A 24,955-nucleotide genomic window follows, 5' to 3' on the forward strand; every position below is an offset into this window, starting at 1 on the left:
ATAAGTTTCCCAGGGGTTAAGTAACCGTTCGTCGAGGCTCACCTAATGGTACCTGGAATCGCCGTCCTCCATGTGGACGATGAGCCGGATTTCAGCGATCTGGTGGAGATCTACTTGGAGCGAGAGTGCGACGAGATCGAAGTCACGGCCGAGTCCGACAGCACGGCGGTCCTCGATCTGCTGGAGACACACGAGTTCGACTGTATCGTCTCCGACTTCGACATGCCGTCGCTGAACGGTGTCGAGCTTTTGAAACGACTCCGAGAGGAGGGACACACGCTCCCGTTTATCCTCTACACCGGGAAGGGCTCCGAAGAAGTGGCGAGCGAAGCGATCTCCGCCGGCGTCGATGACTACCTCCAGAAGCGGACGAATACGGAGCAGTACACGCTGCTCACCGCTCGCATCCGAAACCTCGTCTCGAAACACCGCGCGGAGACGGAGGTCGAACGTATGCGACGCTACTACGAGAAGGTCCTCCAACGCTCTTCGGACTACGTCATGATCCTCGACCGGGACGCGAACCTCGAGTACATCTCGCCGGCGGTCAAGCGTGTGATCGGATACACCGCCTCGGAGATCACACGCCGGGACGTGTTCGACTTCGCCGTCGATGCGGACCGAACGCGTGCTCGGGAGTTCTTTCAGAGAGTCGTCGCTCGGTCGGGTGAGGAACTCACGACGCGGCTCCGCGTACATCACGCGGACGGCTCCTCACGGTGGATCGAGTTGCGAGCACGCGACCTCACGACGGACCCGATCATACGAGGCGTTATCGTCAACGCGCGGGACGTCACGGAGAGCGTGGAAGACCTGCAGTGTAACGAATCGATCATCGAAAACCTCCCCGGATACGTCTACCGCCATCACGACGAGGAGGGCTGGCCACTGGAGTTCGTCAGGGGCAGCGCCGAACGGGTTACCGGCTACACCACCGAGGAACTCGAGAACGAAGTCGTGGACGCGGAGGACATCATCTATCCGGACGACAGGGACCTCGTCCGCGAGATAATCGTCGACTGCATACGGTCAAACGAGCGATTCGACGAGACGTACCGCATCATCACGAAGCGCGGTGACGTCGAGTGGATCCGGGACCAAGGCCACGTGATCGACGACCCGCTGACCGGGGAGCAGTACCTCGACGGCTTCATTAATACGTGTGAAAAGCCCAGGCCACAGCCGCCGTAGGGGGTAACAGGGAGTGCTGTATCGACCGGTTTGCGAGTGAGTCGCCGGTCCGTACTGTGAACCGACACGGGGTCATACTTCGAGACTCTCGCTTTCGTTGTGACTGGGAACGTGAATAATGTCGTGAGTGGCCGGGGTGGGCTCCACACATGGTGTTTACATGCGCAGTAATATACTCTCCATGAATGACCGATCAGCCGGGGAACGCGATCGATCGCAACGTCGAGATCGAAGGAGGATTTCGTTGACGCCAAGATCATAGATATCATCGTCGTCCCGGGTTGTCGTGTCGTGTGCGGACATCGGACTTCGACGTGTACTTCGAAACCATAGAAATAGGACGTCGAACTTTCGGAGATGACTTCGCGAGTCCGGACGTAATTAATTTAAAAATAAAGTCATATCTACTCATATACATTTGATAAGAACCGTAGATGGTATTTTCAAGGATATAGAATGGGTAAGGCCACCGAATACGGGCCATAATTCCTTCGCATGGGCGTAAATAAGACGGCGATATTTTCTGTTTCAGGCGAGGTCTGATGCGTTTTCACTCATTAGGAATGCATTATTGGCAGACATGTTTATGAGGTATGGTGTTTTTACTGCCTTTGTCTCATCTCGAATGGGAAGCACATATATCCGACATCGATCCCGGTCGTATCGCCTCTCACACACTCTGCGTTCGACGATGCAGGCCAGCAGTGTGGGTGTGCAGTGTACTTTGAACCGATCTTCCTTCGCGAGCGCGCACAAGCGCACTACGCATGGTGACGACGGATCGGTTGAGCACAGCGTGGAGTAACACGATAGCATGACGGACACACGCATACGAGTGCAGGCAGTACTGTTCGCCGTGATCATGGTCGTTTCCATGGTCGCGGTTGGAGCTGGCGGCATCGCCGCCGAGGAGACGTCGTCGAATGGAGTCATTGAGGTTGAGACGGCAGATGAACTTCGAGATGCCGCAGCGGGTGAAGAGGTAGACGGCCAAACAGCAAGTTCCGAGACTCCTATCGAGATCGTCGGTGACATCACGCTCACCCAAGATGACATCTCCGTTGAGGCTGCGGACGTGACGATCACGAGCGATGATACCGATCGGACGGTCAAGTACCAGCCCAATAGCGAATCCTCGGACAAGGTCTTCCGAGTCAACGCGGACAACGTGGAGATTCAGGACATCGAAGTGAAGCGAATCGCCGCAGACGATCGCGGCGAAGATGCCACGTCATTCGCACACGGGATCGTTATTCGAGACAGAGCCGGTGATGAAATCTCCGGTGTTTCCATCGAGAACGTCGACGTCGTCGGTGAAGGTTTCGACGATCAGAACAATCGGGGTGTACAGGTTCTCGACGGCACGGACAATGAGGCCGCTGATGCGTCCGATATCAGCGTCACGGATTCAACTGTCGAGGGCTTTGACGGTGGCTTTTCTGCCGGAGCAGCCTACGGAGGAACGATCACCGATGTTTCCATTACAGATAACGACCTGATAGATGGAAATTCGGTCGGTGTGGACGTCTCTACTGCCGCACTTGATGGTAGTAGCGGCGGTTTCTTCGGCGATGCAGGGATCACGGTCATCAACAACGAGTTTGGTGATTTCGATGGTGAAGACCAGGCACCTATGGTCGAGATCGCGCCTGAGGATGAAGATCCAAGCGTCCTCAATTTCCGTGAGACGTTCGAAGGGAATGACTTCGAAGGCGCAGCTGTCGCGTTTGAGTTTGATAGCGATATCGGCGCACAGTCGTATACTGCTGAAAAACTCCCGGACGTTGATGCGACCTTCGCCAGCATCACCTCCGACATTCAGTCCTCCGTCGACATTGCGGAAGGCGGAAACACTGTCGAAGTTGCTCCTGGAACCTACGACGAGGATATGTTGGTTGTCGGTGACGAAAAGGAGGGGCTTCTGATCAGCTCTCAGGCAAGGCCTGAGGAGACACTCATCGACACTGAAGCCGGTGTCGACCTTAGAGCCGAAGATGCGAGGATCGAAGGCTTTGAGATCGATACTGAAGACGCAGAGTTCACCGTGTTCGCTGATGCACCTGGTGTTGAAATCGTAGACAACGTCATCAACTCCGGCACTGGCCAAGATGCGAACGGCGTTCTGGTAAACGTCGATGACGTCGTCATCGAAGACAACGAAATTACTGGTGCTGAGGCCGGTGATCGCGGTGGCGATATTAACATCGAAACAGAGACCCCGGATATTGTAGACTACCCGATCACGGTTAATGGCGAGGAGTTTGCTGACGGCGAAACAGCCGAAGCCAGTCAGAAGCTCTTCGACGACAACACCGAGATAGGCGTGGTACAGATCGGTGACGAAGAGTTCCTTGAGTCTGGCGAGGTCGACGGTGCGCCTGTCGTAAACGTCAATCAAAAAGAAGGATTTGACACCATCCAAGCTGCAGTCGACGCAGCCAGCGACGGCGACACGATCGAACTCGCTGCTGGAGAAACCTTCGAGGACGACGATATCCGTCTGAACACGGATGAGATCACGCTCACGTCCACTGACACAGAAGACGTAGCAGAGATTCAGAGTGACACAGCTGAGGGCGACATCCTGAAAGTCGAGAATGATGGAATTACCGTCGAGAACGTCGATATCACCGTGACCGAAGATGGTCAGGGTGCGATTGACGACAGCGGCGGTGCCGACTTCACGCTTGAGGAGAGCACGGTTGCATACGATGCTGATCCGGAAGAGAGGCCCACCTCAACCGTGAACTTCGCCCAGAATGGTGCGACAGTCGTCGGCTCCGAAGTGGAGGGTCAGATCCGCGTGAACGCTGATGCGGACTTCACTGCGATAGATAACGAACTCGACCAGATCAACCACAACGCTGACAACTCAGAGATTCGTGATAACGAGTTCAACCCCGAAGGGACGAACTCCGGAATTACCCACAATGCCGATCACGTCGAGATTGTAAACAACGCCTTTAGCGGCGAGCAAGTGGGTGTGTTCCTCCGCGGTGACGGTAACGAGGTTCGTGACAACACCTTCGAGGACATGTCCGGTGAAGTGGTAGCCGGTGGTGAACAGCAGACAGTCCAAGGCGTGACCGTCCTCGCCGGGACGAACAACGACATCGAAGACAACGAGTTCGATAACGTTGCACGCGGACTCGTGGTCTTCAGCCCCGAAACCGAGACTGGGGACATCGAAAATAACGATTTCCTTGGTGGTGACAATACCGAAACGTACGTTGAAGATCCAGACGAGAACCTCAACCTCGATGACGTGGTAGATAACAACGAGTTTGACCCGGGTGCGGTAGTTGAGGAGAACCAGGTCGTTGTCGGAGGACCGGCCGAGCCCGAGCTGAGCAACCTCAACATCGCTGGCGACGGTGACGACGCGACGATCACGGAGGGTGACGACGAGTCCATTGAGGTCGACGTCGAGAACGTCGGTGACGAAGCGGATCGGTTCTACCTCACGCTCGAGATCGGGGATGAGGTGGAATCTGAGGAAGGTATCGATGTAGATGCTGGTGACACGGAAACGCTCACTTTCGATGGCGTGACTGACGGCCTTGGCGCACAAGATGAGGCTTACACAGTCAGCGTACAAGACAGCGATGAGGTAGGTAGCGAGCTCACTGGTGAGCTGACCGTTGAAGAGGCGCCTGAGCCGGCTGAGCCCGCACTGAGCAACCTCGATATCGCCGGCGACGGTGACGACGCGACGATCACGGAGGGCGACGACGAGCCCATCACGGTCGACGTCGAGAACGTCGGTGACGAAGAAGGAACGTTCGTCATCGAGCTCGAGATCGGTGGAGAAGTCACTGAGAGTGAAAACACCGGAACGCTCGAGGGTGGCGAAACCGAGACAGTCACGTTCGAGGATGTCACTGGCGACCTCGACGCAGATGAGTACAGCGTCACTGTCACTGCTGATGACGATCCCACGGAACTCACCGGCGACCTGACTGTCGAAGAGGCAGACGAGGTGCCCGAGGTCGGCATCAAGCACGCAGAAACCTCTGCCGGGTCGACTGGCACTACGGATGGCGATGATCTCGTCATCAGCGAGGTTCTGAGCGCTGCGCCCGACGGACAGGATACGATCGAGTTCGGTAGCGACGCCGACCGCACGATCGAAATCCGCAACACGGAGACCGATATGAGTGTCGAGATCATCCCTGAAGCGGACGAAGGGACCTACGACGTTGATCGCATCCGGCTTGACGTCTACGACGGCACTGGAGAGCTTACTCCTGAAGATGCCGACCCGGACGTCAGCCTTACGATTCCTGAAGAGGAAGATGATGGAACAATCAACCGGACAAACGAGCGCCTGAACGTCACGCTGGAGGGTGATGACGACGTCTTCACCTCCAGTGATGGGACCTTCACTGAGTTCGAGCTCGAGCTCGTCGATGACGGTACCGTCGTCGATACGAGCGACGAGCGATTCATCGGGGTCGGCTACGTCGGCGGGATCGAGCAGGATAGCACCGAAGACGAAGTCACGGTGACGATCCCGCGCGATGACGAAGTCGATGAGGACTGGTTCGTTCAGTTCGGTATTGCTGATCTCGACTTCGAGACTGAAGTCGAGCACAGCGACGATGATGACGTCTTCGAGTTCACGATCGACGTCTCCGATATCGAAGACGGTGAGTACACCCCGCGACTGGAGATGTACGAGACTGAAGATGCGCCACTCGGTGAACGCATCATCAACGTCTTCGACGTGGATGGCTTCCAGGTTGGTGAAGACGAAGATGTCGTCGACGTCGACATCGACCTCGACGTACAACCCGACCTGGTGAGCACGCAGACGCCGCTCGAAGTCACCACCGAGATCTCCGAGGGCGACGTTGAGTCCGCACAGGTCTCGATCGTCGACGCTGACGGCGACGTCGTCGCCAGCGCCGATGCGAGCGGTGCCATCAACGAGGAGATCGAACTGTTCTGGGCCGCCACCGACGGTGAAAACGACCCAGTCGCGGACGGTGAGTACTCCGTCGAAGTGACGGCAACGACTGACGACGGCGACGAGGTCACGGCCGAGTCCGACCCGTTCGAGGTCGACAACTCCCCACCGGAGGTCGATGACATCGAGCTTGACACGGACCTGACGAACGATGAGGTCACGGTCAGTGCGGACGTCTCGGGCGTCAACAGCGACGTTACGGACGTCCAACTCGGCCTGAGCGCAACGTTCGCCGCCTTCACCGTCACCGAGCCCGCAGCGGGCGGCGAGACTGAAGGCGAGGTCGAAGCGACGATCGATGCGGATGACGTCGTCGCTGACGGCGACTACTCCGCAATCGTCGTTGCGACTGACGCCGCCGGCAACGAACAGGAAGTCGGGGACGGCCTCGTGACGATCGACACGTCCGCACCCGAGATCCAGCCGCGCGTGACGGACCTCGGTGAGGACGATGCGACGCTGGAGATCGAGGCTGACGAGGACGTCACGATCGAGGAGCTCGACATTGAAGCAGCTGCTGGCGAGGATACGGAGGACCGCTTCACCGAGGACCCGCCGAGCGAACTCACTGACGAGTTCGAGATCGAGTTCGACGGAGCGACCGTCAATGAGGAAGACACCACGTTCACGATCGACGTGGTTGCAGAGGATGAAGCAGGCAACGAGGACACCTACCAGCTGACATCGTCGATCACCGGCTACGAACTCGAGGACGGTGAGGCGACGGTCGAGCCGGAGTCGACTGACGGGGTGTTCGACCTGAGCGCCGACGACGACGCCGACGGTGAACGCAGCGCGGCCGTCGGCCAGACGTCCAGCGCGCCCGCTGGAACGTCCGTGGATGCCGACCAGATCGCGGAGGAGTTCATCGACGTCGCTGACATCGGTCTTGAGGAAGAAGAGCTCGAGGACGCGACGGTTCGCGTCCCGCTCGAGGACATCGACATTGAGGCCCTCGACGATGATGAGGACTTCGACGAGGAGGACCTCGTCTTCTTCTACTCACCCGAGGGTGAGGAGGACTACGAGGTGCTCGAACCGGAGATCGTCGATGACGAGCTCGTCGTCGACGTCGATGGCTTCAGCCAGCTCGCACCCGGTGGCGTGGACGACCAGCCACCGTCGCTCGGCGAAACGACCATCGACCCCGGCACCGAGCTCGAGGTTGATGACGGAGCCGTGACGCTCACGTTCGAGTACTCGCCCGTCATCTCCGACATCGACGTGTCGGCGACGACCGTCGATGCCGACGTGGATAACGCGCGAACGGACGTGCAGATCACGAGCGAGGGTACCGAGGTTACCGTTAGTGACCTCCAGCCCGACGAGACGTTCGACGTCGAGCTGACGGTCGTCGACGAGGCAGGCAACGAGGTCACGACGACAGAGACGTTGTCGGTTGCTGACATCGAAGAGGAAGAAGAAGAAGAGGAGACGACCGCTCGTAGTGGTGGTGGCGGTGGTGGTGGTGCAGCCAGCCTCACCGCACCTGACGGCACGTCCGTCGCTGATAGCATGCGACAGACGGTGTCTGACTTCAACCAGAACATCGATGGCACGACCGTCGTGCTCCCGCAGACTGCGCTCGACTCGATCGCGTTCGCAGAGGGTGGCCTCAGCGGCGACGTCGATGTGTTCGAGCTTGACGCGCTACCGGAGTACGCACCCGGACTCGATGACGGCCAGCCGTTCGTGTCTGGCTTCGTCATCGAGCTGGACGACGAACTGACCGAGGAGTCGGCCACGCTAACGGCGACTATCCCGGCCGAGCAGGTCGAGGATGCTGGCGCTGATGCGGATGACCTGGTCATCCTGCGCGTTGCTGGTGACGACTACGAGCAACTCGAGACGACCGTTGAGTCGAACGGGGAGCTCACTGTCTCCGCAGAGACGCCTGGCTTCTCAACGTTCATCGTGACGACCGGCGAGTCAGCTGAAGAGGTCGAAGAGACGCCGGAGGACACGCCGGAGGATACACCTGAAGAGACGCCGGAGGATACACCTGAGGAGATGCCCGAAGACACGCCAGAAGACGTTGACGAGCCCACGGATGACGACACGCCCGGCTTCGGTGCTGTCGCTGCACTCGTCGCACTGCTGGCTGCAGCACTCCTCGCAACCCGACGGCGAACGCAACTCTGACACGAGCGCCCGCACGCGCGTGCCGTGACGCACGCACCGGTCGCGGTAACCGGTGACATCATTTCGGTTGCGGCTTTTTTATGGACGATCGCTAACTCTACGAATTCTCTGTGGCCGCCGTTCTGAGATGCTGTGGAGTCGAACCGACGAGTGCGAGGCAAAACGTCCACCTGCGTCGTGAAAATATACTTTGATAAGCAAGCAGACAACACTCTCCACGAAATGCAGGCGGTTATGACTATCACCGACATGACTGACTAGATCAAGACTGCGGCACCACACGATCATACCTCAAAATATCCCGTTTGGTCTCGGAACCGGCGTCAAACGGTGAGTACAACCACCGGCGACCGGGACGCTATCGCTCGAGCAGATCGTATTCTCGGACCTTCGCAGGTTGTTCTGTCGACTGTGCCGACTGATGGGCTCTGTGTTGTCCGATCATCAGTGTAGACGAGGTCGGTGACGCACTCCTATCGCTGGTGTAACCGCGTGAGTCGCTCAGTGTTCGGCGTGTTGTGCGCGGCATCGCCTCCGCTGGTACTTTGCAGAAACAAGGCTGTCGAACCCTACGATTCGATAGCGAACACACTCTATCTCGAAATCTGAAGTATGGCCGGGGTGGGCTCCGAACCCACGATCTCCGCATGTCCCAGGTCCGAGGCTCGGCGGAGCCACGGGAAGGACGCGGACGCTTCCAAGGCAGCGTACCGCACCGAATCTCTGAACCCTATGAGTGCGGCGCTATGTCCAGCTAAGCCACCCGGCCTCACCGTTACGTACCGCGATGACACTCTTTAACCTTCTCATCCGCCGCACCATTGCTACCCGATACCACGTTCGACGTCATCGCTCGTGAGAACCGGACCCCGCGGATTTATGCCGGACGGGGCGAATCCACGGGCAATGAGCCTTCCCGAACGACTCGCGGGGGCGGTCGACGACGAGGACGTCGTCGCCCGGGTCCCGCTCGGCGGCGACGACGTGCTCGTCGTCACGCCGACCCGAACGCTCGTCTATCGGGCCGAGGGGCTGCTCTCGGACGAGACGGTCGAGGAGTACGGTCACGACGCCGAACGGATCGACGTCTCGAAGGGTCGCCGCAAGTCGAAGCTCACCCTGAGCTACGGTCTCGACGGCGACGAGACGGTCACGATCCCCACCAAGCGACTGGACGACGCCCTCCATCCCGTGCTCGCCGGGGTCCTCTCGGGCGTCGGGGTCACGGAGCCCGGCGAGTCGGTCGTGCGGACGTTCCGGTTCTCCGAGCTCACCCTCGTCGTCACCAGCCATCGGCTGGTCAAACACATCGGGTCGGCCGTGTGGGACGGCGACTTCGAGGAGTTCCCGTACGCGGACCTCACCGGGCTCGACTTCGAGGAGGGGACCGTCGCGACGTCCGTCGTCCTCACCCACGACGGGCGCTCCGAGCGGTTCAAGGCCCCCAACGAGTCGGCCCGCGCGGTTCGGGAGACGCTTACCGACGCGGTCTGTGAGTTCCACGGGGTCGACAGCGTCGAGGAGTTCCGGATCGTCGCCGCGGAGGCCGCTGAGGCGGCCGGAGCCGACGCGTCGGGCGGCGGATCGGGCGGGACGACGGACTTCGGCGACGGACCGGACCCGCTGTCGGCGTCCCCGGTCTCCGACGCCGAGGCCGAGGCGGGGGCCGACGCGGGACCCGGCCCCGCGGAAGCGTCCGGAGCCGACCCTCTCGCCGGGAGCGGCCGATCGGCCGCGGCCGGATCGAACGAGGGGATGAGCGTCGCGGACGCCGCGACCGGATCGGTCGAGCCGGACGACCCGCTCGCGGGCGATCCCGGGGGCGACCCGATGCCGTCGCCGACGGGGTCCGCCGAGTCCGCCGGATCGGGGGCCGCAAGCGGGTCCGAGCCCGCCGGTTCGGGCGCGGCCGGCGTGGATGGTGCGGCCGGCGGCGACGCGGGCGACGCGTTCGAGGGGTCGGCGTTCGAGAGCGCCGGAGTCGAGGACGAGGACCTCACGGCCGAGGTGGCCGCGCTCCGCGAGACCGTCGAGCAGCAGTCCGAGCGGCTCGACCGGCAGGCGGAGCTCATCGAGCAGCTCATCGCCGAACTCCGTCAGGGGCGGTAGCGGGGGACGTCCGCGACTGACGGCCGTCCGGATTTCACCCCAGCCCAGTCGCGTTCCGGTTTTCACTCCCGTCCAGTCACCTTCCGGATACACGACGAGCCGAACGGTCCGAGCTCGCCGGCCTCGAACCGGACGAAGTGACCCGTCGAGATCCCCGCGCCGCAGCGACGGCACTCGAACTCGCCCTCGCGGGTGACGACCTGGCTGTCGAAGTCGACGTACGTCCCGCCGCGGCGCACGCGGAGCCGGGCGTCCTCGCGCTCGATGACGCCCCGCTTCTCGGCGGCGTCGAGGATCTCGCGCGTGAGCGACGGGCTCGTCGTGACCGTCTCGATCCGGTCTATCGCCTCCGGGAGCCCGAGCGTCCCGTGTTCGAGGTGGGCCAACAGCTCGACGCCCAGTTCGCGCTTCTCCGCCCGGGTCGGCTCGTCCGTCACGTTCGAGGGGAACACGGCGACCCTCTTAAGCCGACGGGACGGGCGGGCGGACGCCGCGGGTGCGATCGGCGCACCGTCGTCGCGGGGGGCTCCGACCCCACAAGGCGTTTATCGGTCGGGGACGCAGTCCGAGCGTGAACCGTCGGTTCGTCGCCGGAGGGGCGTTCGTCACGCTCATCGCGGCCGCCGCGCTGCTCGTCTCGCCGGGGAGAGCGATGGCGACCCTGGAGTGGCTCGCCGCGGACCCCGTGCGCTTCGGGGCCGCGCTGCTCGCGCTCGCGCTGGTCCGCCCGTTCCTCGCCTGGCCGACGACGCTCGTCGCCGTCGCGGTCGGGTTCGGCTACGGCTGGGTCGGCGTCCCGTTCGGGGTGGCCCTGCTCACGCTGACGGCGCTCCCGCCGTACTACCTCTCACGGGCCGGGCGGGCGACCGTCGAGGACCGGCCGGGGAGCCGACTCCTCGACGCGGGCGAGCGATTCGTCGGCGTCGCGGGCGGGACCCGAACCGTTGCGGCGACGCGGCTCCTCCCGATGCCGTCGGACGCGATCTCGATCGGCGCCGGCGTCGCGGGCGTCCGGCTCCGGCCCTTTCTGTTCGGCACCGCGGTCGGCGAGCTGCCGTGGGTGATCGCGGGGGTCGCGGTCGGCGTCTCCGCCGACCGGCTCGTCGCCGGCGACCTCTCGGCGCTCGACCCCGCGCTCTTCGTCGGAATGGCGGGCGTCGCCGCCCTCCTGCTCGCCGGCCCGTTCTACCGCGCTTATAAACGGCGCGGCGGCGAGGCCACGTCGCCAACGACCTGACGCCGACCGGATCCGCTCCGCTCCCGCCGCCGCCGACGGTTCTCAGCGAGCCCGCGAGGGGAGCCGCTTCCGAACGCCGATCCCCCGCCGACTCTCCCTGCTGAGTTCACACGTGCCGAGGCCGGCGGCGGCGACGAGTCGGGAACGCCTAAGTCGTGGAACCCCAAGCGGAAGCATGGTCGAGGCTCCAGCAACCGAGGAGGGTTGGTTCGCGCTCCACGACTTCCGGTCGATCGACTGGGACGCGTGGCGTGAGGCCCCCGAACACGAGCGGGACCGGGCGATCGAGGAGGGGGAGTCGTTCCTCCGACACCGCGAGCTGCTCGCGGACGCCGACGCCGGCGACTCGGCGGTGTTCTCCGTGCTCGGGCACAAGGCGGACCTCCTCATGGTCCACTTCCGCCCGACCCTCGACGACCTCTCGTCGATCGAGCGCCGCTTCGAGGACACCGCGCTCGGCGCGTTCACCGAGCGGGAGACCTCGTACGTCTCGGTCACCGAGGTGTCGGGGTACGTCTCGGACGACTACTTCACGGGCGACGAGGACGACGTCGACGAGGGGCTCCGCCGCTACATCGAGGGGAAGATGAAACCGGAGATCCCCGACGACGAGTACGTCTCCTTTTACCCGATGAGCAAGCGCCGCGGCGAGGAGTACAACTGGTACGACCTCTCCTTCGAGGACCGCGCCGACCTGATGGCGGGCCACGGCGAGGTCGGCCGGGAGTACGCCGGCCGGATCAAACAGGTGATCGCCTCCTCCGTCGGCTTCGACGACCACGAGTGGGGCGTCACGCTCTTTGCGGCCGACCCCACCGACATCAAGGACATCGTCTACGAGATGCGCTTCGACGAGGCGTCCTCGCGATACGGCGAGTTCGGCGACTTCTACGTCGGCCGCCGGTTCCCGCCGGCCGACCTCGGGGCGTACCTCGCCGGTGCGAAGGTTCCCGCGAGCGCCCACCCGGACGACGAGGGGAGCCACTCCCACGACGAAGGGGGCCACGGTGGGTCCGCACACGGCCACGGTGGGTCCGCACACGGCGACCACCCGCACGGCGAAGGCGGTCACGGCGGCTCCGGCGACCACCCGCACGGCGAGGACGGCCACGGCGAGTCCGGCGACGACCACCACGGCGACTCCGGCGACGCCGACGGAGAGGCCGAAGACGGCGACGCGGGGATCCGCGGGGAGCTCGCGGACCTCGACATCTACGCCGGCAAGCCCCACGGCGAGGACGTGTACGCGACGGTCCTCTACAGCGAGGCCGACGTCGACGCGCTGTTCGACGAGGTCGAGGGGCTCCGCGGCAACTTCGACCACTACGGCTCGCACGTGAAGACGGCCGTCTACGAGGGGCGCGCGACGGACCGGGCGGCGGTCGTCTCGATCTGGGAGACCGCCTCTGCGGCCGAGACCGCGGGAGGCTTCCTCTCGGAGCTGCCGGGCGTCGTCGCCCGCGCCGGCGAGGAGTCCGGCTTCGGGACGATGGGGATGTTCTACACGACGAAGTCGGAACACCGCGAGGACTTCGTCGAGACGTTCGACGACGTGGGCGAGCTGCTCGGCGAGATGGAGGGCCACTTCGAGACCGATCTCATGGTGAACGTCGAGAACGACGACGACATGTTCATCGCGAGCCAGTGGCGCTCGAAGGAGGACGCGATGGCGTTCTTCCGCTCCGACGAGTTCGGCGAGACGGTGCGGTTCGGCCGCGAGGTGCTCGCGGACCGGCCGCGACACGTCTTCCTCGCGTAGGCGACGCCCGACGCCCGGCACCCGGAACCCGGCTGTCGACCGGGCGAGCGACCCATCGCCCGTTTTTAAGTTCCCGCTGATCGAACGGCGAGTATGTTCGATACGATCGTGATCGCGACGGACGGCTCCGACAGCGTCCGTCGGGCCGTCGAGGTCGCGCTCGACATGGCCGGCCGGTTCGACGCCGACGTCCACGCCCTGTACGTCATCGACGCGGGCGAGGTCGAGTCGTCGCCGGAGGCCGTCCGCGAGGACCTGCGGGACGCGCTCGACGAGCGGGGCGAGGCGGCGCTCGAACGGGTGATCGACACGGCCGCGACCGCCGGCGACGGCGTCGACGTCGCCGTCGAGGTGCGCCAGGGCCGGCCCGCGGCGGAGATCGGCGCGTACGCCCGCGAGATCGACGCGGACCTCGTCGCCACCGGCACCCGCGGCCGACACGGCGAGAACCGGTTCCTCATCGGCTCGGTCGCGGAGCGGGTCGTCCGCACCTGTCCGGTCCCCGTGTTGACCGTCCGGCAGCTGACCGACGAGGACCCCCGGCGGACGACGATCTGAGTCCAGCGGACGACGTCGATCCGGGTTGCGGACGACGTCGATCTGGGGGCGACGGGAGACGGCGGTCTGGGTTGCGGACGACGTCGATCTGGGGGGACGGGCGGCGACCGATCGGGGCCGAACGCGCGTCGTCCGCGGGGAGAACGGCGGAGTTTTCCGGCTGCCGGCCGCCAACGCGAGTATGGACGACGAACTCATCGACGAGACGGGCCGTCCGGTCTCGCGGTACACGCGGCTCCCCGGCAAGGGCTTCTTCTACCCGGATTCGCTCGACGACGGACATCAGGAGGAGCGCGCCGCGGAGACGATCGAGGGGGCCGACGCGGTCGTGATCGCCGACGGCGACGCCGACGGCCTCGCCTGCGCGGCGATGGTCCGCGAGACGCACGACGCCGCGCTCGACGTCGCCGCCTTCGAGGCCGCCATCGAGGCCCGACTGGCCGCCGAGGGCGTCGACGGCGCGGGGGCGGCGGCCGACGTCGGGGACGATGCGGACGCCTCCACCGAGGACGAGTCCACGGAACCCGATGACTCGACCGCGGAACCCGATGACCCGACCGCGGAAACGGACGATCCGACCGCGGAAACGGACGACCCGACCGCGGACGCCCACGCGGAGTCGCCCGTCGGGCTGATCGCCGCCGGGCCGTACGCGCTCGCGCGCTCGCTCGAACGCGTCGTCGAGTACGCCGACGACGGGATCGACCTGTACGTCTGTGACCTCTGTCCGGACGAGTACGAGCCGATCGCGGAGTCGTTGGAGGCGCTCGCGGACGTCTGTGCGTCGATCCGCTGGTTCGACCACCATCAGTGGGACGACGCGGTCGCGGCGTCGGTTCGCGAGGCCGGCGTCGACCTCGTCGTCGGCGACTCCGACGCCGAGTGTACGGCGGACGTGGCGCTTCGCTCGCTCGACGGCCTCGACGACGACCGCTGGGCGGAGCTGGCCGCGGTCACCCGCGACCACGACCTCTGGATCAAGGAGGACCCGCGCTCGGACGACCTCGCCGACTACGCCTACTGGACCGGTGCGGAGGAGTACACGACGGTCGTCGGCGCGTACGGCGCGGACCTCCCCCGGACGGTCCACGACTACGTCGAGCACCGACGGGTCGAGAAACGCGCCCGGATCGACGCCGCCATCGACCGCGCGGTCACCCACGAGGTCGGCGAGTGGACCGTCGCCGTGACGTACGGCCGGTGCTCACAGAACGAGGTCGCCGAGGGGCTCCGGGAGAGGGGCGCCGACGCGGCCGTGATCGTCAAACCCGCGGGGTCGGCGTCGATCCGCGGCTCCGAGGGCTTCGAGCACGCCCACGAGGTCGCCGGGAAGGTCAACGGCGGTGGCCACCCGCGGGCCGCGGGCTGTAAGCCCGACATCTACGACGACATGCTCGACTACGCACACCACTGGACGACCGACGGACAGGCGTGCCGACGGGTCATCCTCGCGGCGTTCGAGGCCGTCGCGGAGGCGGTCGCGGACGCTGAAGAGGGTACGGAAGGCACGGAGGCGGACGCGGAGGCGAACGCCGACGACGCGTAGCCGACGGCGACGACGCGTACCCGACGACGGTAAGCGCCTCATACTCGAAGTAACGCCGCCGTACGACGCTTAACGGTCTATACAACTCTTATAGGGGACCCTCCAACGGGGCGGCATGACGTGGTCAGCAACGGCGGTCGCGGTCGGGGTCGTGGCGGGACTCGGCGGGCTCGTCGCCGGAGGACGCGGAGCGGACGACGGGTTCGACCCGACAGTCCGGATCAGCGACGACGGGTTGAGCTTCCGGCTCGCGTACGACGACGTCGAGCCCGACACCGTGACCGTCCACACCGCGGACGGCACGGTCCACGAGTTCACCGGTGCGATGGCGCGCGAGGGGGGCTACCGACGGGGGTGGGACGCGCTCCACATCGACGACGGCTGGTACGGCCCGATCGAGCGCGTCGAGGCGACGCGAGGGTCGAAGACGGTCGTGGCCGAGGCCGAGCGGGAGCCGTCGCTGAGGGTCACCTGTTCGCTGTGGCGGACGCCGGACCGTCGCCCGGACGACTTCCGGATGGAGTACGACCACGCCTCGCTGTGGTACGACCCGCCGGTCGGCGACGAGCCCGTCTACGGGTCGCCCGGGCGCGTCCTGCGGTCGGTCGAGGACGTCGCCTCGGAGCTACGGATCGACTTCGACAACCGCCCGGACTGCGAGCCGGACGGCGACGTGGCGGTGGTCTTCGACGACGACGCGGTGACCGTCCACCCCGAGGAGTTCGTCACTGGCGTCGCCGAGATCTATCGCCCGCAGCTAACGTTCGCGGACGGCAGCCGGGCGATCCTCGCGGACCGCGACGACCCGATCGAACCGCCCGTGACGTTCGTCGGCGACGGCGAGCACGCGGGGACCCCGATCCGCGAGCTCCACTTCCGGAACGACCCCGGCGGCGAGACGGCGTTCACCTACCGGAACCCGGACCTCGATCACTCCCCTCGCTGACGCTCGTAGTTACGGTGTCGACGAGAATGGGTTGGGGCGGATTCGAACCGCGAGGACTTCGCTCCGCTCGTCCTCTGGGCTCGGATCCGTGTCATCCATCCTGGCGGCACGGCTCCTCACTCGCGTCGCTCGTTCGTCGCAGTGTGCCGCCAGAAGTGGGTTGGGGCGGATTCGAACCGCCGACCTGCTCCGTGTGAAGGAGCCGTCATAACCGGGCTAGACCACCAACCCGTGCGGATCAACGTACCCGACGTCGAAACTTAAGGGTTGCTTTGTCGGGCCGATCGGCGGGTCGGTTTCAAGCCCTCCCCGCGCATGTGTGGGGGTATGACTCACGAGCTTCGGTTCCTCGAACGGCTCCGTCAGCGCGTCGCCGGCCTGCTTCACCTCCCGCTGTCGGCGGTCGGCCTCTACGCCGAACGCGAGACCTCACGCGACCAGTACGCGCTCACCCTGCGGGAGCCGTACCCGAGGGTCGAAGCGACGCTCCATCGACTCGGCTTCGTCCGCAACCTCGTCTCCTCGCTCAAACACCGCGCGTACGACGCCCCATCGGAGACGACCGTGGCGAGCTGGGCGCGCTACCCCGAGGGCGCGCTCGCCAGCACCCACCAGCTTCACCTCGGGCTGTTCGTCGGGGCCGACGGCGAGACGACCGACGTGTACGCCCACTGGGAGCCCTCGTGGATCCGCCACCCGATCCGCCACTACCGTGCGCGGGAGGTGGACTCCGCCGCCGGCGTCGCCCGCGTCCGGGACCTGTTCGAGCGCGAGGGGGTCGAGTACGTGATCGTCCCGGCGGGCGACCGGCTCGCGACGGAGCCGGCACACGACGCCGAAGCGGGGCGGGAAGACCTCGACGGCGAGCGTCCGGGCGACGACGTCGACCACGGAAGCGACATCTGATCCGGCTCAAACGCCCGCCCACAACGGCTCCGTTGGCGGTCACACCGTTTCCGGTTACTTCTCGGTCGCCGCCGACTCCGCCGACTCCGTCGGTTCGCCCGCCTCACCCGACGCCGCCTCGTCCCCGCCGCGGTTCCGGTACGCCTCGATCCGCTGTCGCGCCGCGGCGACGGCCTCCCGCGCCTCGCCTTCGGCCCGCTCCTCCAGCTCCGCGAGGTCCGCCTGGAGCTTCGCGAGCCGGGACGGCTCCGGCTCCTCGGGTTCTTCCTCGTCGCCGACGAGCTCCGAGACGCGGCGCTGGAGCGGTTCGAGCTCCTCTTTGATCCCCGCTTTCGCGTGTTCGGCCGCGCGACCTAGGTAGTACCGAGCGTCCTCGAAGTGCTTGCTCATATCTGCCCTTTGGCGAACAACAGATATAATCTTTCCGTCCGAGGGAGGTGGGATCAGTACGTCGGCGACTCTTCGCGCTCGCCGTCGCGCGCGTTCGCCACGCGACCGAGCGTGAAGAGGAGGTCGGAGAGCCGGTTGAGGTAGGTGACGACGTTCCCGTTGATCGCCTCGGTGCGGGCGAGCGCGACCGTTCGGCGCTCCGCCCGGCGCACGACCGCCCGAGCGTGATGGAGCGCCGCCCCGGCCTCGCCGCCGCCGGGCAGCACGAACGAGCGCAGCGGCTCCAGCTCGTCGTCGAACCCGTCGATCCGCGCCTCGAGCGTTTCGACGTGTGCGGGACGAACGCGCGGCGCCTCGGACGTCGGGGCGGCGTCGGTCGCGTCGGCGTCGCCCGTGTCGGCGTCGGTCGCGTCGGCGTCGCCCGTGCCGGTGTCGGTTGCGCCGGCATCATCCGCCGCGTCGCCGACGGCCGGGTCCGCGAGGTCCGCCTGCACGACGTGGAGGTGGTTCTGGACCGTGGCGAGCAGCTCGTCGATGTCCTCGTGGCCGGTCGGTCTGACCGTGCCGATCAGCGCGTTCGCCTCGTCGACGGTCCCGTACGCCTCGATGCGCGGGTCGGTCTTCGGGACCCGAGTTCGATCCCGGAGGTCCGTCTCGCCGGCGTCGCCGCGGCCCGTGTAGATCGTCATGCCAACGTCCGCTCGACGTACTCGAGGATGTTCGCGCTCTCCGACATCGTCACGCCGCGTTCCTCGTCGACGAGCACGGGGACGCCGCGCTGGCCGCTCACGCGTTTGACCTCGTTTCGGTCGGCGTGGAGCGCATCGACCCACACCGTCTCGTAGTCGACGCCGGCGTCGGACAGGGCGTCGTGGACCGTCACGCACCACGGGCAGCCGTCCAGCGCGTACAGAGTGATGCTCATACGGCTACGTCTCCGTCGGCGACGCTCAAGAAGGTGTGGCCCGCTCCGTCCGTCGGCCGCCGCCGGCCGCCGCCGGTCGCCGCCGGTCACCTCACGGACGCGACGATCGCCGACGATCGAAGGCCGTGAGCCGGCGGCTACAGGTCGTGGTAGTCGACGATCGCCGAGCGGTACGCCTCGGGGATCGGCATCGGTCGTCCGGTCGACTCGTCGAGGAACACCTGCGTCGACTCCGCCTCCGCGGCGACCCCCTCGTCCGTACGGATCTCGTAGGTCATCGGGAGGCTCGACGTCCCGATCTCGGGCACGTCGATCGCGGCTGTCACCGAGCCAGCCTCGAGTTCGACCGGCCGCCGGTACTCGATCGACAGCGCCGCCAACACGGTCGGGATCGACGAGAGGTCGGTGTCCAACACGTCGCGGGCGTACCGCGTGCGCGCCTGCTCCGTGTACGTCGCGTAGACGGCGTTGTTCACGTGTCCCATCGAGTCGATGTCCCGGAAACGTACCTCGATCTCGGCCGCGTACTCGGTCATACCCCGAGCGACGTCGACCGCCCCCATGTAGCCACCGCCTCCGGCCAGTTCGTCCGTTCCTGTCTCGCCACCGCCGCCGGCCGGTTCGGCCGTTCCTGTCTCGCCACCGCCGCCGGCCGGTTCGGCCGTTCCTGTCTCGCCACCGCCGCCGGCCGGTTCGGCCGTTCCTGTCTCGCCACCGCCGCCGGCCGGTTCGGCCCTTCGGCTCCGTTGGAATCCTCAGCGAGAGACCTCTGTTTTCGTGGTCGTGCTGAATGCGAGGAGCAGGTAACGACCCCGGTCTTGCAGTGGAGTCGGAGCTTCTCACAGCGGCCGGTTGTCCATACGGTTTCTTACGTCGGGGGTGTCTCTTCGGACCATGTCTACATGGACGACTGACGAGATGGGGCCGACACTGTATCAGCCGGTCGAGGACCTCGAAACCCCGGCGCTGCTCGTCGACATCGATGCAATGACATCCAACATCGAAGCGTACGTGGCGTTCGCCGACGAGCACGACGTCTCGCTCCGGTCGCACGTCAAAACGCACAAAAACGCCGAACTCGCGGCACTCGAAGACGAGATGACTGACGGTGGGGGCATCTGCTGTCAAACGCTGGGTGAGGTAGAAACGATGGCACGCAACGGAATCGATGACATCTACCTCTCGTATCAGGTCATCGGCGACCGGAAACTCGACCGGTTCTGCTGGCTCTCGCAGAAGGTCGACAAACTGGCGACGACGGTCGACTCGGTAGCAACGATAGAGATGCTCCAAGACGCCGCCAGCGATCACGAAACAACGATCAACGTCATCCTCGAGATCGATTTGGGACTACACAGGACGGGGGTCAGTCCCGACTCTGAGGCCGTCGCCCTCGCGAAACGGGTCGATGAGGCAGCCGACCTCGAGTTCGACGGCATCCTCGCATACGAGGCCCAGGTGAAGTCCAAGGCCGAAACGGAAGCGGAGTACGACGAGTTATGCTGGGAGGCAATGGAACTGGCCCGAGGCGTCGTCGAGGACATCGAGGTCGCAGGCGTTCCCGTCGACGAGGTGAAGGTCGGTGGAACCGCGACTTCGCGCTACAGCGGCAAGCACCCGGTAGTCACCGAGATCAATCCGGGCATGTATCCGTTCAACGACGTTGGCGAACTCAAGCGTCGACCGTGGGAGGTATCGAAGGACGACTGTGCAGCGACGGTCGTTACGACGGTCGTCTCCGTGCCCGAGGAGGATCGACTCGTTGTCGACGGAGGCAGTAAGACGTTCTCGTTAGACACTCCAGAAATGCCGGTTCCGAAGAACCGCGATGACATCGAGTACGTCAACGCGAGCGAGGAACACGGATGGATCGACACCAGCGACGCTGAGGAGTCGTTTGCAGTCGGCGACCGGCTGGAGTTCATCGTCCCCCACGTCTGCACGACGATTAACCTCCACGACCTCATCATCGGCGTTCGCGCCGACCGCGTCGAAGAGCTCTGGGAAGTTCAGGCTAGAGGGAAGGTACGGTGACGTCCTCCTCGCCGTAAACGCTGAGGCCGGACGAGGCTACGCTCCTATCCCTCTTGAATCAGAACGCCCTGTTCGAGTGACGGTTCGTACCAGACGTCTGCCTTCGAGGCTATGCTTCCCAACTCGCTGTTCGACGCTGGCCACGGAAACGACATCTCTTCGGACGAATCTATCTCGAGATAGATCCGGGATGGGGTGTCCTCTACCGGGACGTTCTCGTTGGCTGTCTCAGCGTCCATCTCGAACACTTCTTCTTGAAAGTGCCCCTCCAAAGAATTTCCAATTCGAACGGTGATCGTATGGGAGTCCTGTGAACCATTATAGATCCCAACTTCATACTCCGGCTGCTGCTCGTCGGATATGACATCCGAACAGCCAGCGGTCAGGACAGTGAGAGTGGTTCCTGCCGCAGCCAGCAATGACCGCCTTTTCATATTTCATAAGCCCTGTCGCCAATTTAACTGTCTTCTGGATAATAAGACTGCAACCACGGAACGCTCTCGATATCGACCGATTCGTGGAAGCCCTGCACTGACCGATCCGATTCCCCGTTAGGGGAGTTGCAAGGCTAATACCCGCCCTTCAGGGCGGGAAGGACGTCGATGGGAGAGGGGTGAGTGCGGGATACGCGCGTCGTATTCACCACACCGCGTTGTCAGCCAGCGAGACTTCAACGAAGCCGACCCTTCCGTCTCGCCACCGCCTCCGGCGGATTCGCCGTCACGCGTAAACGGATTCCGTAGCTTCGGTGCACGAAATACTTTAGTGACGCGTGAGAGAGGTGTTCGATAGGGACTCGGTATCATGTCACTCGACGTCTTCCCGCAGTCGGAACACGAGCGGCGGGTCGAACGGACGAAAGCGCGGCTCCACGAGCGCGACCTCGACGCGGTCGTCGTCTCGGACCCGGCGAACATGAACTACCTCGCCGGCTACGACGGCTGGTCGTTTTACGTCCATCAGGCGGTCGTCGTCACGAGGGAGCACCCGGAGCCGGTCTGGGTCGGCCGCGACATGGACGCCAACGGGGCGCGCGCGACGACGTGGCTCGCCGAGCCGAACATCCGGGCGTACAGCGACGACCACGTCCACTCGCCGTACGACCTCCACCCCATGGACTTCCTCGCGGAGGTGTTGGCGGACTTGGGGGTCGACCGCGGGCGGATCGGCCTCGAGATGGACGCCGCCTACTTCACCGCCAAGTCGTACACGCGGCTCGACTCGGAGCTCCCGAGGGCGGAGTTCGTCGACACGACGCTGCTCGTCAACTGGCTCCGGGTGAAGAAGTCGGACCGCGAGATCGCCTACATGGAGGAGGCCGCCCGGATCTCCGAGAACGCGATGCTCGCGGGGCTCGACGCGATCGAGGCGGGCGTGCCCGAGTACGAGGCGGCCGCCGCGATCTACGACCGTTTGATCCGGGGCACCGACGACTACGGCGGCGACTACCCCGCGATCGTCCCGCTCATGCCCTCCGGGGACCACACCGGAACGCCCCACCTCACCTGGACCGACCGCGAGTTCGAGGAGGGCGACCCGGTGCTCATCGAGCTGTCGGGCTGTCGCCACCGCTACCACTCGCCGCTCGCGCGGACGACGTTCGTCGGCGATCCGCCCGAGGCGGTCGAGCGGACCGCGGAGATCGTCGTCGAAGGGATGGAGGCGGCGCTCGACGCCGTCGAGCCGGGGGTGACCTGCGAGCGCGTCGAGCGGGCGTGGCGCGAGACGATCGCACGGTACGGCGTCGAAAAGGAGGACCGGATCGGCTACTCGATGGGGCTCGGCTACCCGCCGGACTGGGGCGAACACACCGCCAGCATCCGCCCCGGCGACGAGACCGTCCTCGAGGAGAACATGACCTTCCACGTGATCCCCGGGCTGTGGGAGGACGAGTTCGGCGTCGAACTGAGCGAGACGTTCCGGGTGACCGCGACCGGCGCGGAGACGCTCGCCGACTTCCCCCGACGGCTGTTCACGGCCTGAAGCGGCCGAAGCGATCGCCTCCGACAGCCTCACGCGATCGCCTCCGACAGCCTCACGCGATCGCCTCCGACAGCCTCCGGACGTCCCCGACTGTTTCCGACCACCCTGCCCGCCGCCTCCCATCGGCGCCTGTCGCCGCCACCCACCGCATCTACGACCGATCAGGGCCCGCGAAAGCCACTTGCCGCCGCGGCACGAACGGACGTCGATGGACGACGAGGTCGAACGGACCCTCCGAGCGGACCCGGTGCTGGCGCGGCTGATCGACCGTCACGGCCGGCTCTCGGTCGAGCCGGCCGCCGACGAGTTCGAGCGGCTCTGCGTCTCCGTGCTCAACCAACAGCTGTCGACCGCCTCCGCGGCGGCGATCCGCGGGCGCGTCTTCGACCTGCTCGACGACGAAGTGACCCCGGAGCGCGTGCTCGACGCGGACCCGGAACGGCTCCGCGAGGCGGGCGTGAGCGGGACCAAGGTCCGGTACCTGCGGGCGGCGGCGACGGCGTTCACGGAGCGCGACCTGACGCGGGAGGGGTTGGCGTCGATGAGCGACGACGCGGTCGTCGACGAGCTGACGACGATCCACGGCGTCGGCGAGTGGACCGCACGGATGTACCTGATCGGCGCGCTGGGCCGCGAGGACGTCCTGCCGCTCGGCGACCTCGCCGTACGGCGCGGGATCGAGGCGCTGTACAACGACGGCGCGGAGCTGAGCCGGGCGGAGATGCGGGCGATCGCCGACCCGTGGCGACCGTACCGGAGCTACGGGACGCGGTACGTCTGGGCGGCATACGAGTCGTGAGGAGGGTGTCGAAGAGTGGGGGACGAGAACCTTGCACGGACGGGCCGCGTGCTTACTGCTCCTGCGTTTCCGCCTCCGCTTCCTCCTCCTCTTCGAGGACTTCGCCGGTCTGCTCGTCGGGGTCGGCGTCGACGCGCTTGCGGACGTCGACGCGGTAGTTCTCGAGGATGTCGCGGCCGAGGAGGATCGGGTACTCCATGTGGCCGCGGTCCTCGACGCTCGCGGTGACGGTGTGTTGGTTGCCGCCGACGCCGATGACCAGGTCGACGACCGGCCGTGCCTTCCCGCCCTTCATGCTGCCGGACTTGACGCGCGTCATGCTCTTGATCGGCCCCGCGCCGATCTCCGCGGCGAGTTTCGTGTCGATGCTGGTCCGGGTCGCGCCCGTGTCGGACTTCGCGAGCGACGGCGTCGATCCGGAGGTGCCGGTGACGACGATCTCTTCGATGTAGCCGATGACGGGCTGTTCGGCGGGGCGGGGCTTCGGCGTCGGCGCACAGTCCGGTCGCGAGTCGTCGAGGGTGGCCGTCAGCTGCTCGACGGTCTCGTCGTCGACCTCGCCGCCGGCGGTCTCGATCGCGAGCTTGGCGATGTACGGGGCGGGGCTTCGACCGGTCGCCGCGAACAGCCCCTTGAAGCCGGCCGTCGGGTTCACCTCGAGGACGTACCAGCCGTCGTACCCCTCGACGAGGTCGACGCCGGCGTAGTCGAGCCCCATCACTTCCGCCGCGTAGAGGGCAGTTTCGGCGGCCTCGTCGGGCATGTCGTCGGTCGCGTCCTCGACCGCGCCGCCGAGTGCGACGTTCGTCCGCCAGTCGCCCTCGGGCGCGTACCGGTACATCGAGCCGACGATCTCGTCGCCGACGATGTACACGCGGAGGTCGCGGTGTTCCTCGTCGTCGCGGTCGATGAGCCGCTGGAGGAACGCTTGCCGGTTGCCCACCTTCGGGTTCACGGGCTCCGTGAGGTCGACCTTCCACGTGCCGCCGCCGTGGGTCCCGATCGCGGTCTTGTAGACGCCGACGTCGCCGAAGCGCTCGCGACCTTCGTTGAGCCGGTCGTTCGAGAGCGCGAGCAGGGCGTCGGGGACGCGGATGTTCCAATCAGCGAGCGTCGCGGCGGTCGCGAACTTGTGGATCGATGCGAGGACCGTGTCGGGCTCGTTAAGCATCGGTCGGATCCGCTCGAACGTCGCCGCCAGCCCGAGCAGCTCCGCGGGCTGGTCGGTGTTCGAGAGCAACAGTCGATTGGCGATGACGTCGACGGCCGGTTCGATGTCGACCTCGCCGTCGTCGACGCTGACGGCGGTGTTCTCCTCCCGCAGCCACACCGGCTGGTGTCCGAGGTCGTCGACGGCGTTGCAGATAGCTTTCGTCTCCTTGCTGTTGTGGAGCGACAGGACACCCACACGGACCGGATCCCGAGTCATGGGAAGTGCTGTGTCGGCCGGCATAAAAACAC

The 24,955-nt window shown here is 65.2% G+C and carries 19 protein-coding genes, 2 tRNA genes and 1 pseudogene; 13 read left to right on the forward strand and 9 right to left on the reverse strand.

Annotation, left to right across the window (positions count from 1 at the left end; genetic code table 11):
* Positions 1–45: 45 nt before the first annotated feature.
* From GRS48_RS15415 to GRS48_RS04590, 3 genes and pseudogenes are all read left to right on the forward strand, one after another.
* Positions 46–324, forward strand: a pseudogene (locus tag GRS48_RS15415) (response regulator); the annotation flags it as partial.
* A gap of 177 nt (positions 325–501) precedes the next feature.
* On the forward strand, positions 502–1,191 hold the full coding sequence (locus tag GRS48_RS15190) for a PAS domain-containing protein (RefSeq protein ID WP_235027988.1): 690 nt from the start codon (positions 502–504) through the stop codon (positions 1,189–1,191).
* 814 nt (positions 1,192–2,005) lie between these two features.
* Positions 2,006–8,302 carry a PGF-CTERM sorting domain-containing protein gene (locus GRS48_RS04590; RefSeq protein WP_159483993.1) on the forward strand — a complete coding sequence of 2,099 codons (6,297 nt, stop codon included), beginning with the start codon at positions 2,006–2,008 and terminating at the stop codon, positions 8,300–8,302.
* 613 nt (positions 8,303–8,915) lie between these two features.
* Here the strand turns inward: GRS48_RS04590 and GRS48_RS04595 are convergent.
* Positions 8,916–9,071 (reverse strand) — tRNA-Met (locus GRS48_RS04595).
* Positions 9,072–9,208: 137 nt separating this feature from the next.
* Here GRS48_RS04595 and GRS48_RS04600 point away from each other — a divergent pair.
* On the forward strand, positions 9,209–10,411 hold the full coding sequence (locus tag GRS48_RS04600; RefSeq protein WP_159483995.1) for a hypothetical protein: 1,203 nt from the start codon (positions 9,209–9,211) through the stop codon (positions 10,409–10,411).
* A 62-nt stretch (positions 10,412–10,473) separates the two neighbouring features.
* Here the strand turns inward: GRS48_RS04600 and GRS48_RS04605 are convergent, their stop codons facing one another.
* Positions 10,474–10,848 carry a DUF5830 family protein gene (locus GRS48_RS04605; RefSeq protein ID WP_321168292.1) on the reverse strand — a complete coding sequence of 125 codons (375 nt, stop codon included), beginning with the start codon at positions 10,846–10,848 and terminating at the stop codon, positions 10,474–10,476.
* Between the two features lie 134 nt (positions 10,849–10,982).
* On the opposite strand from GRS48_RS04605, the gene GRS48_RS04610 reads away from it, so the two are divergent.
* From GRS48_RS04610 to GRS48_RS04630, 5 genes are all read left to right on the forward strand, one after another.
* Entirely contained in the window at positions 10,983–11,648 is a 666-nt protein-coding gene (locus GRS48_RS04610; protein ID WP_321168293.1) for a VTT domain-containing protein, read from the forward strand.
* 175 nt (positions 11,649–11,823) lie between these two features.
* On the forward strand, positions 11,824–13,407 hold the full coding sequence (locus GRS48_RS04615) for a heme-binding protein (RefSeq protein ID WP_159483997.1): 1,584 nt from the start codon (positions 11,824–11,826) through the stop codon (positions 13,405–13,407).
* Positions 13,408–13,500: 93 nt separating this feature from the next.
* On the forward strand, positions 13,501–13,965 hold the full coding sequence (locus tag GRS48_RS04620) for a universal stress protein (RefSeq protein ID WP_159483999.1): 465 nt from the start codon (positions 13,501–13,503) through the stop codon (positions 13,963–13,965).
* Positions 13,966–14,146: 181 nt separating this feature from the next.
* Positions 14,147–15,511, forward strand: a complete 1,365-nt coding sequence (locus GRS48_RS04625; RefSeq protein WP_159484001.1) for a DHH family phosphoesterase — start codon at positions 14,147–14,149, stop codon at positions 15,509–15,511.
* A 115-nt stretch (positions 15,512–15,626) separates the two neighbouring features.
* Positions 15,627–16,457, forward strand: coding sequence for a hypothetical protein (locus GRS48_RS04630; protein ID WP_159484003.1), 831 nt, complete (start codon positions 15,627–15,629; stop codon positions 16,455–16,457).
* A gap of 156 nt (positions 16,458–16,613) precedes the next feature.
* Here GRS48_RS04630 and GRS48_RS04635 read toward each other — a convergent pair.
* A tRNA-Val gene (locus tag GRS48_RS04635) sits at positions 16,614–16,688 on the reverse strand.
* 96 nt (positions 16,689–16,784) lie between these two features.
* Here GRS48_RS04635 and GRS48_RS04640 point away from each other — a divergent pair.
* Positions 16,785–17,363: a hypothetical protein gene (locus GRS48_RS04640; RefSeq protein WP_235027989.1), complete on the forward strand. Its 579-nt coding sequence runs from the start codon at positions 16,785–16,787 to the stop codon at positions 17,361–17,363.
* Between the two features lie 54 nt (positions 17,364–17,417).
* On the opposite strand, the gene GRS48_RS04645 is transcribed toward GRS48_RS04640, so the two are convergent.
* The 4 genes from GRS48_RS04645 to GRS48_RS04660 all read right to left on the reverse strand — a co-directional run bounded on the left by GRS48_RS04645 (position 17,418) and on the right by GRS48_RS04660 (position 19,214).
* Positions 17,418–17,753, reverse strand: coding sequence for a hypothetical protein (locus GRS48_RS04645; RefSeq protein ID WP_159484005.1), 336 nt, complete (start codon positions 17,751–17,753; stop codon positions 17,418–17,420).
* A gap of 53 nt (positions 17,754–17,806) precedes the next feature.
* Positions 17,807–18,442: an ATP:cob(I)alamin adenosyltransferase gene (locus tag GRS48_RS04650; protein WP_159484007.1), complete on the reverse strand. Its 636-nt coding sequence runs from the start codon at positions 18,440–18,442 to the stop codon at positions 17,807–17,809.
* Positions 18,439–18,678: a glutathione S-transferase N-terminal domain-containing protein gene (locus GRS48_RS04655; protein WP_159484009.1), complete on the reverse strand. Its 240-nt coding sequence runs from the start codon at positions 18,676–18,678 to the stop codon at positions 18,439–18,441. The genes GRS48_RS04650 and GRS48_RS04655 overlap by 4 nt, the downstream gene beginning before the upstream one ends.
* 137 nt (positions 18,679–18,815) lie before the next feature.
* Positions 18,816–19,214 (reverse strand): thioesterase family protein, encoded by a 399-nt coding sequence (locus GRS48_RS04660; RefSeq protein WP_159484011.1) that lies wholly within the window; start codon positions 19,212–19,214, stop codon positions 18,816–18,818.
* A gap of 358 nt (positions 19,215–19,572) precedes the next feature.
* Here GRS48_RS04660 and GRS48_RS04665 point away from each other — a divergent pair, with 358 nt between their 5' ends.
* The gene (locus GRS48_RS04665) at positions 19,573–20,712 is read left to right on the forward strand and encodes an alanine racemase (RefSeq protein ID WP_200840206.1); all 1,140 of its coding nucleotides are present in this window, start codon (positions 19,573–19,575) and stop codon (positions 20,710–20,712) included.
* Positions 20,713–20,756: 44 nt separating this feature from the next.
* Here GRS48_RS04665 and GRS48_RS04670 read toward each other — a convergent pair whose 3' ends face one another.
* Positions 20,757–21,146 (reverse strand): hypothetical protein, encoded by a 390-nt coding sequence (locus GRS48_RS04670; protein ID WP_159484013.1) that lies wholly within the window; start codon positions 21,144–21,146, stop codon positions 20,757–20,759.
* Positions 21,147–21,516: 370 nt separating this feature from the next.
* Between GRS48_RS04670 and GRS48_RS04675 the strand changes: the two genes are divergently transcribed.
* Positions 21,517–22,695: a M24 family metallopeptidase gene (locus tag GRS48_RS04675; protein WP_159484015.1), complete on the forward strand. Its 1,179-nt coding sequence runs from the start codon at positions 21,517–21,519 to the stop codon at positions 22,693–22,695.
* 208 nt (positions 22,696–22,903) lie between these two features.
* Positions 22,904–23,494 (forward strand): DNA-3-methyladenine glycosylase, encoded by a 591-nt coding sequence (locus GRS48_RS04680; protein ID WP_159484017.1) that lies wholly within the window; start codon positions 22,904–22,906, stop codon positions 23,492–23,494.
* Between the two features lie 52 nt (positions 23,495–23,546).
* On the opposite strand, the gene GRS48_RS04685 is transcribed toward GRS48_RS04680, so the two are convergent.
* Positions 23,547–24,923, reverse strand: a complete 1,377-nt coding sequence (locus tag GRS48_RS04685) for a RimK/LysX family protein (protein ID WP_159484019.1) — start codon at positions 24,921–24,923, stop codon at positions 23,547–23,549.
* Between the last annotated feature and the right edge of the window lie 32 nt (positions 24,924–24,955).

It is taken from the genome of Halorubrum sp. JWXQ-INN 858 (assembly GCF_009806985.1).
Classification (GTDB): Archaea; Halobacteriota; Halobacteria; order Halobacteriales; family Haloferacaceae; genus Halorubrum.

Bases quoted from the DNA above. Each gene is read 5' to 3' on its own strand.
- GRS48_RS15190 (WP_235027988.1), top strand. From the start codon at position 502: ATGATCCTCGACCGGGACGCGAACCTCGAGTACATCTCGCCGGCGGTC.
- GRS48_RS04590 (WP_159483993.1), top strand. From the start codon at position 2,006: ATGACGGACACACGCATACGAGTGCAGGCAGTACTGTTCGCCGTGATC.
- GRS48_RS04600 (WP_159483995.1), top strand. From the start codon at position 9,209: ATGAGCCTTCCCGAACGACTCGCGGGGGCGGTCGACGACGAGGACGTC.
- GRS48_RS04615 (WP_159483997.1), top strand. From the start codon at position 11,824: ATGGTCGAGGCTCCAGCAACCGAGGAGGGTTGGTTCGCGCTCCACGAC.
- GRS48_RS04620 (WP_159483999.1), top strand. From the start codon at position 13,501: ATGTTCGATACGATCGTGATCGCGACGGACGGCTCCGACAGCGTCCGT.
- GRS48_RS04625 (WP_159484001.1), top strand. From the start codon at position 14,147: ATGGACGACGAACTCATCGACGAGACGGGCCGTCCGGTCTCGCGGTAC.
- GRS48_RS04630 (WP_159484003.1), top strand. From the start codon at position 15,627: ATGACGTGGTCAGCAACGGCGGTCGCGGTCGGGGTCGTGGCGGGACTC.
- GRS48_RS04640 (WP_235027989.1), top strand. From the start codon at position 16,785: ATGACTCACGAGCTTCGGTTCCTCGAACGGCTCCGTCAGCGCGTCGCC.
- GRS48_RS04645 (WP_159484005.1), bottom strand. From the start codon at position 17,753: ATGAGCAAGCACTTCGAGGACGCTCGGTACTACCTAGGTCGCGCGGCC.
- GRS48_RS04650 (WP_159484007.1), bottom strand. From the start codon at position 18,442: ATGACGATCTACACGGGCCGCGGCGACGCCGGCGAGACGGACCTCCGG.
- GRS48_RS04655 (WP_159484009.1), bottom strand. From the start codon at position 18,678: ATGAGCATCACTCTGTACGCGCTGGACGGCTGCCCGTGGTGCGTGACG.
- GRS48_RS04660 (WP_159484011.1), bottom strand. From the start codon at position 19,214: ATGACCGAGTACGCGGCCGAGATCGAGGTACGTTTCCGGGACATCGAC.
- GRS48_RS04665 (WP_200840206.1), top strand. From the start codon at position 19,573: ATGTCTACATGGACGACTGACGAGATGGGGCCGACACTGTATCAGCCG.
- GRS48_RS04670 (WP_159484013.1), bottom strand. From the start codon at position 21,146: ATGAAAAGGCGGTCATTGCTGGCTGCGGCAGGAACCACTCTCACTGTC.
- GRS48_RS04675 (WP_159484015.1), top strand. From the start codon at position 21,517: ATGTCACTCGACGTCTTCCCGCAGTCGGAACACGAGCGGCGGGTCGAA.
- GRS48_RS04680 (WP_159484017.1), top strand. From the start codon at position 22,904: ATGGACGACGAGGTCGAACGGACCCTCCGAGCGGACCCGGTGCTGGCG.
- GRS48_RS04685 (WP_159484019.1), bottom strand. From the start codon at position 24,923: ATGACTCGGGATCCGGTCCGTGTGGGTGTCCTGTCGCTCCACAACAGC.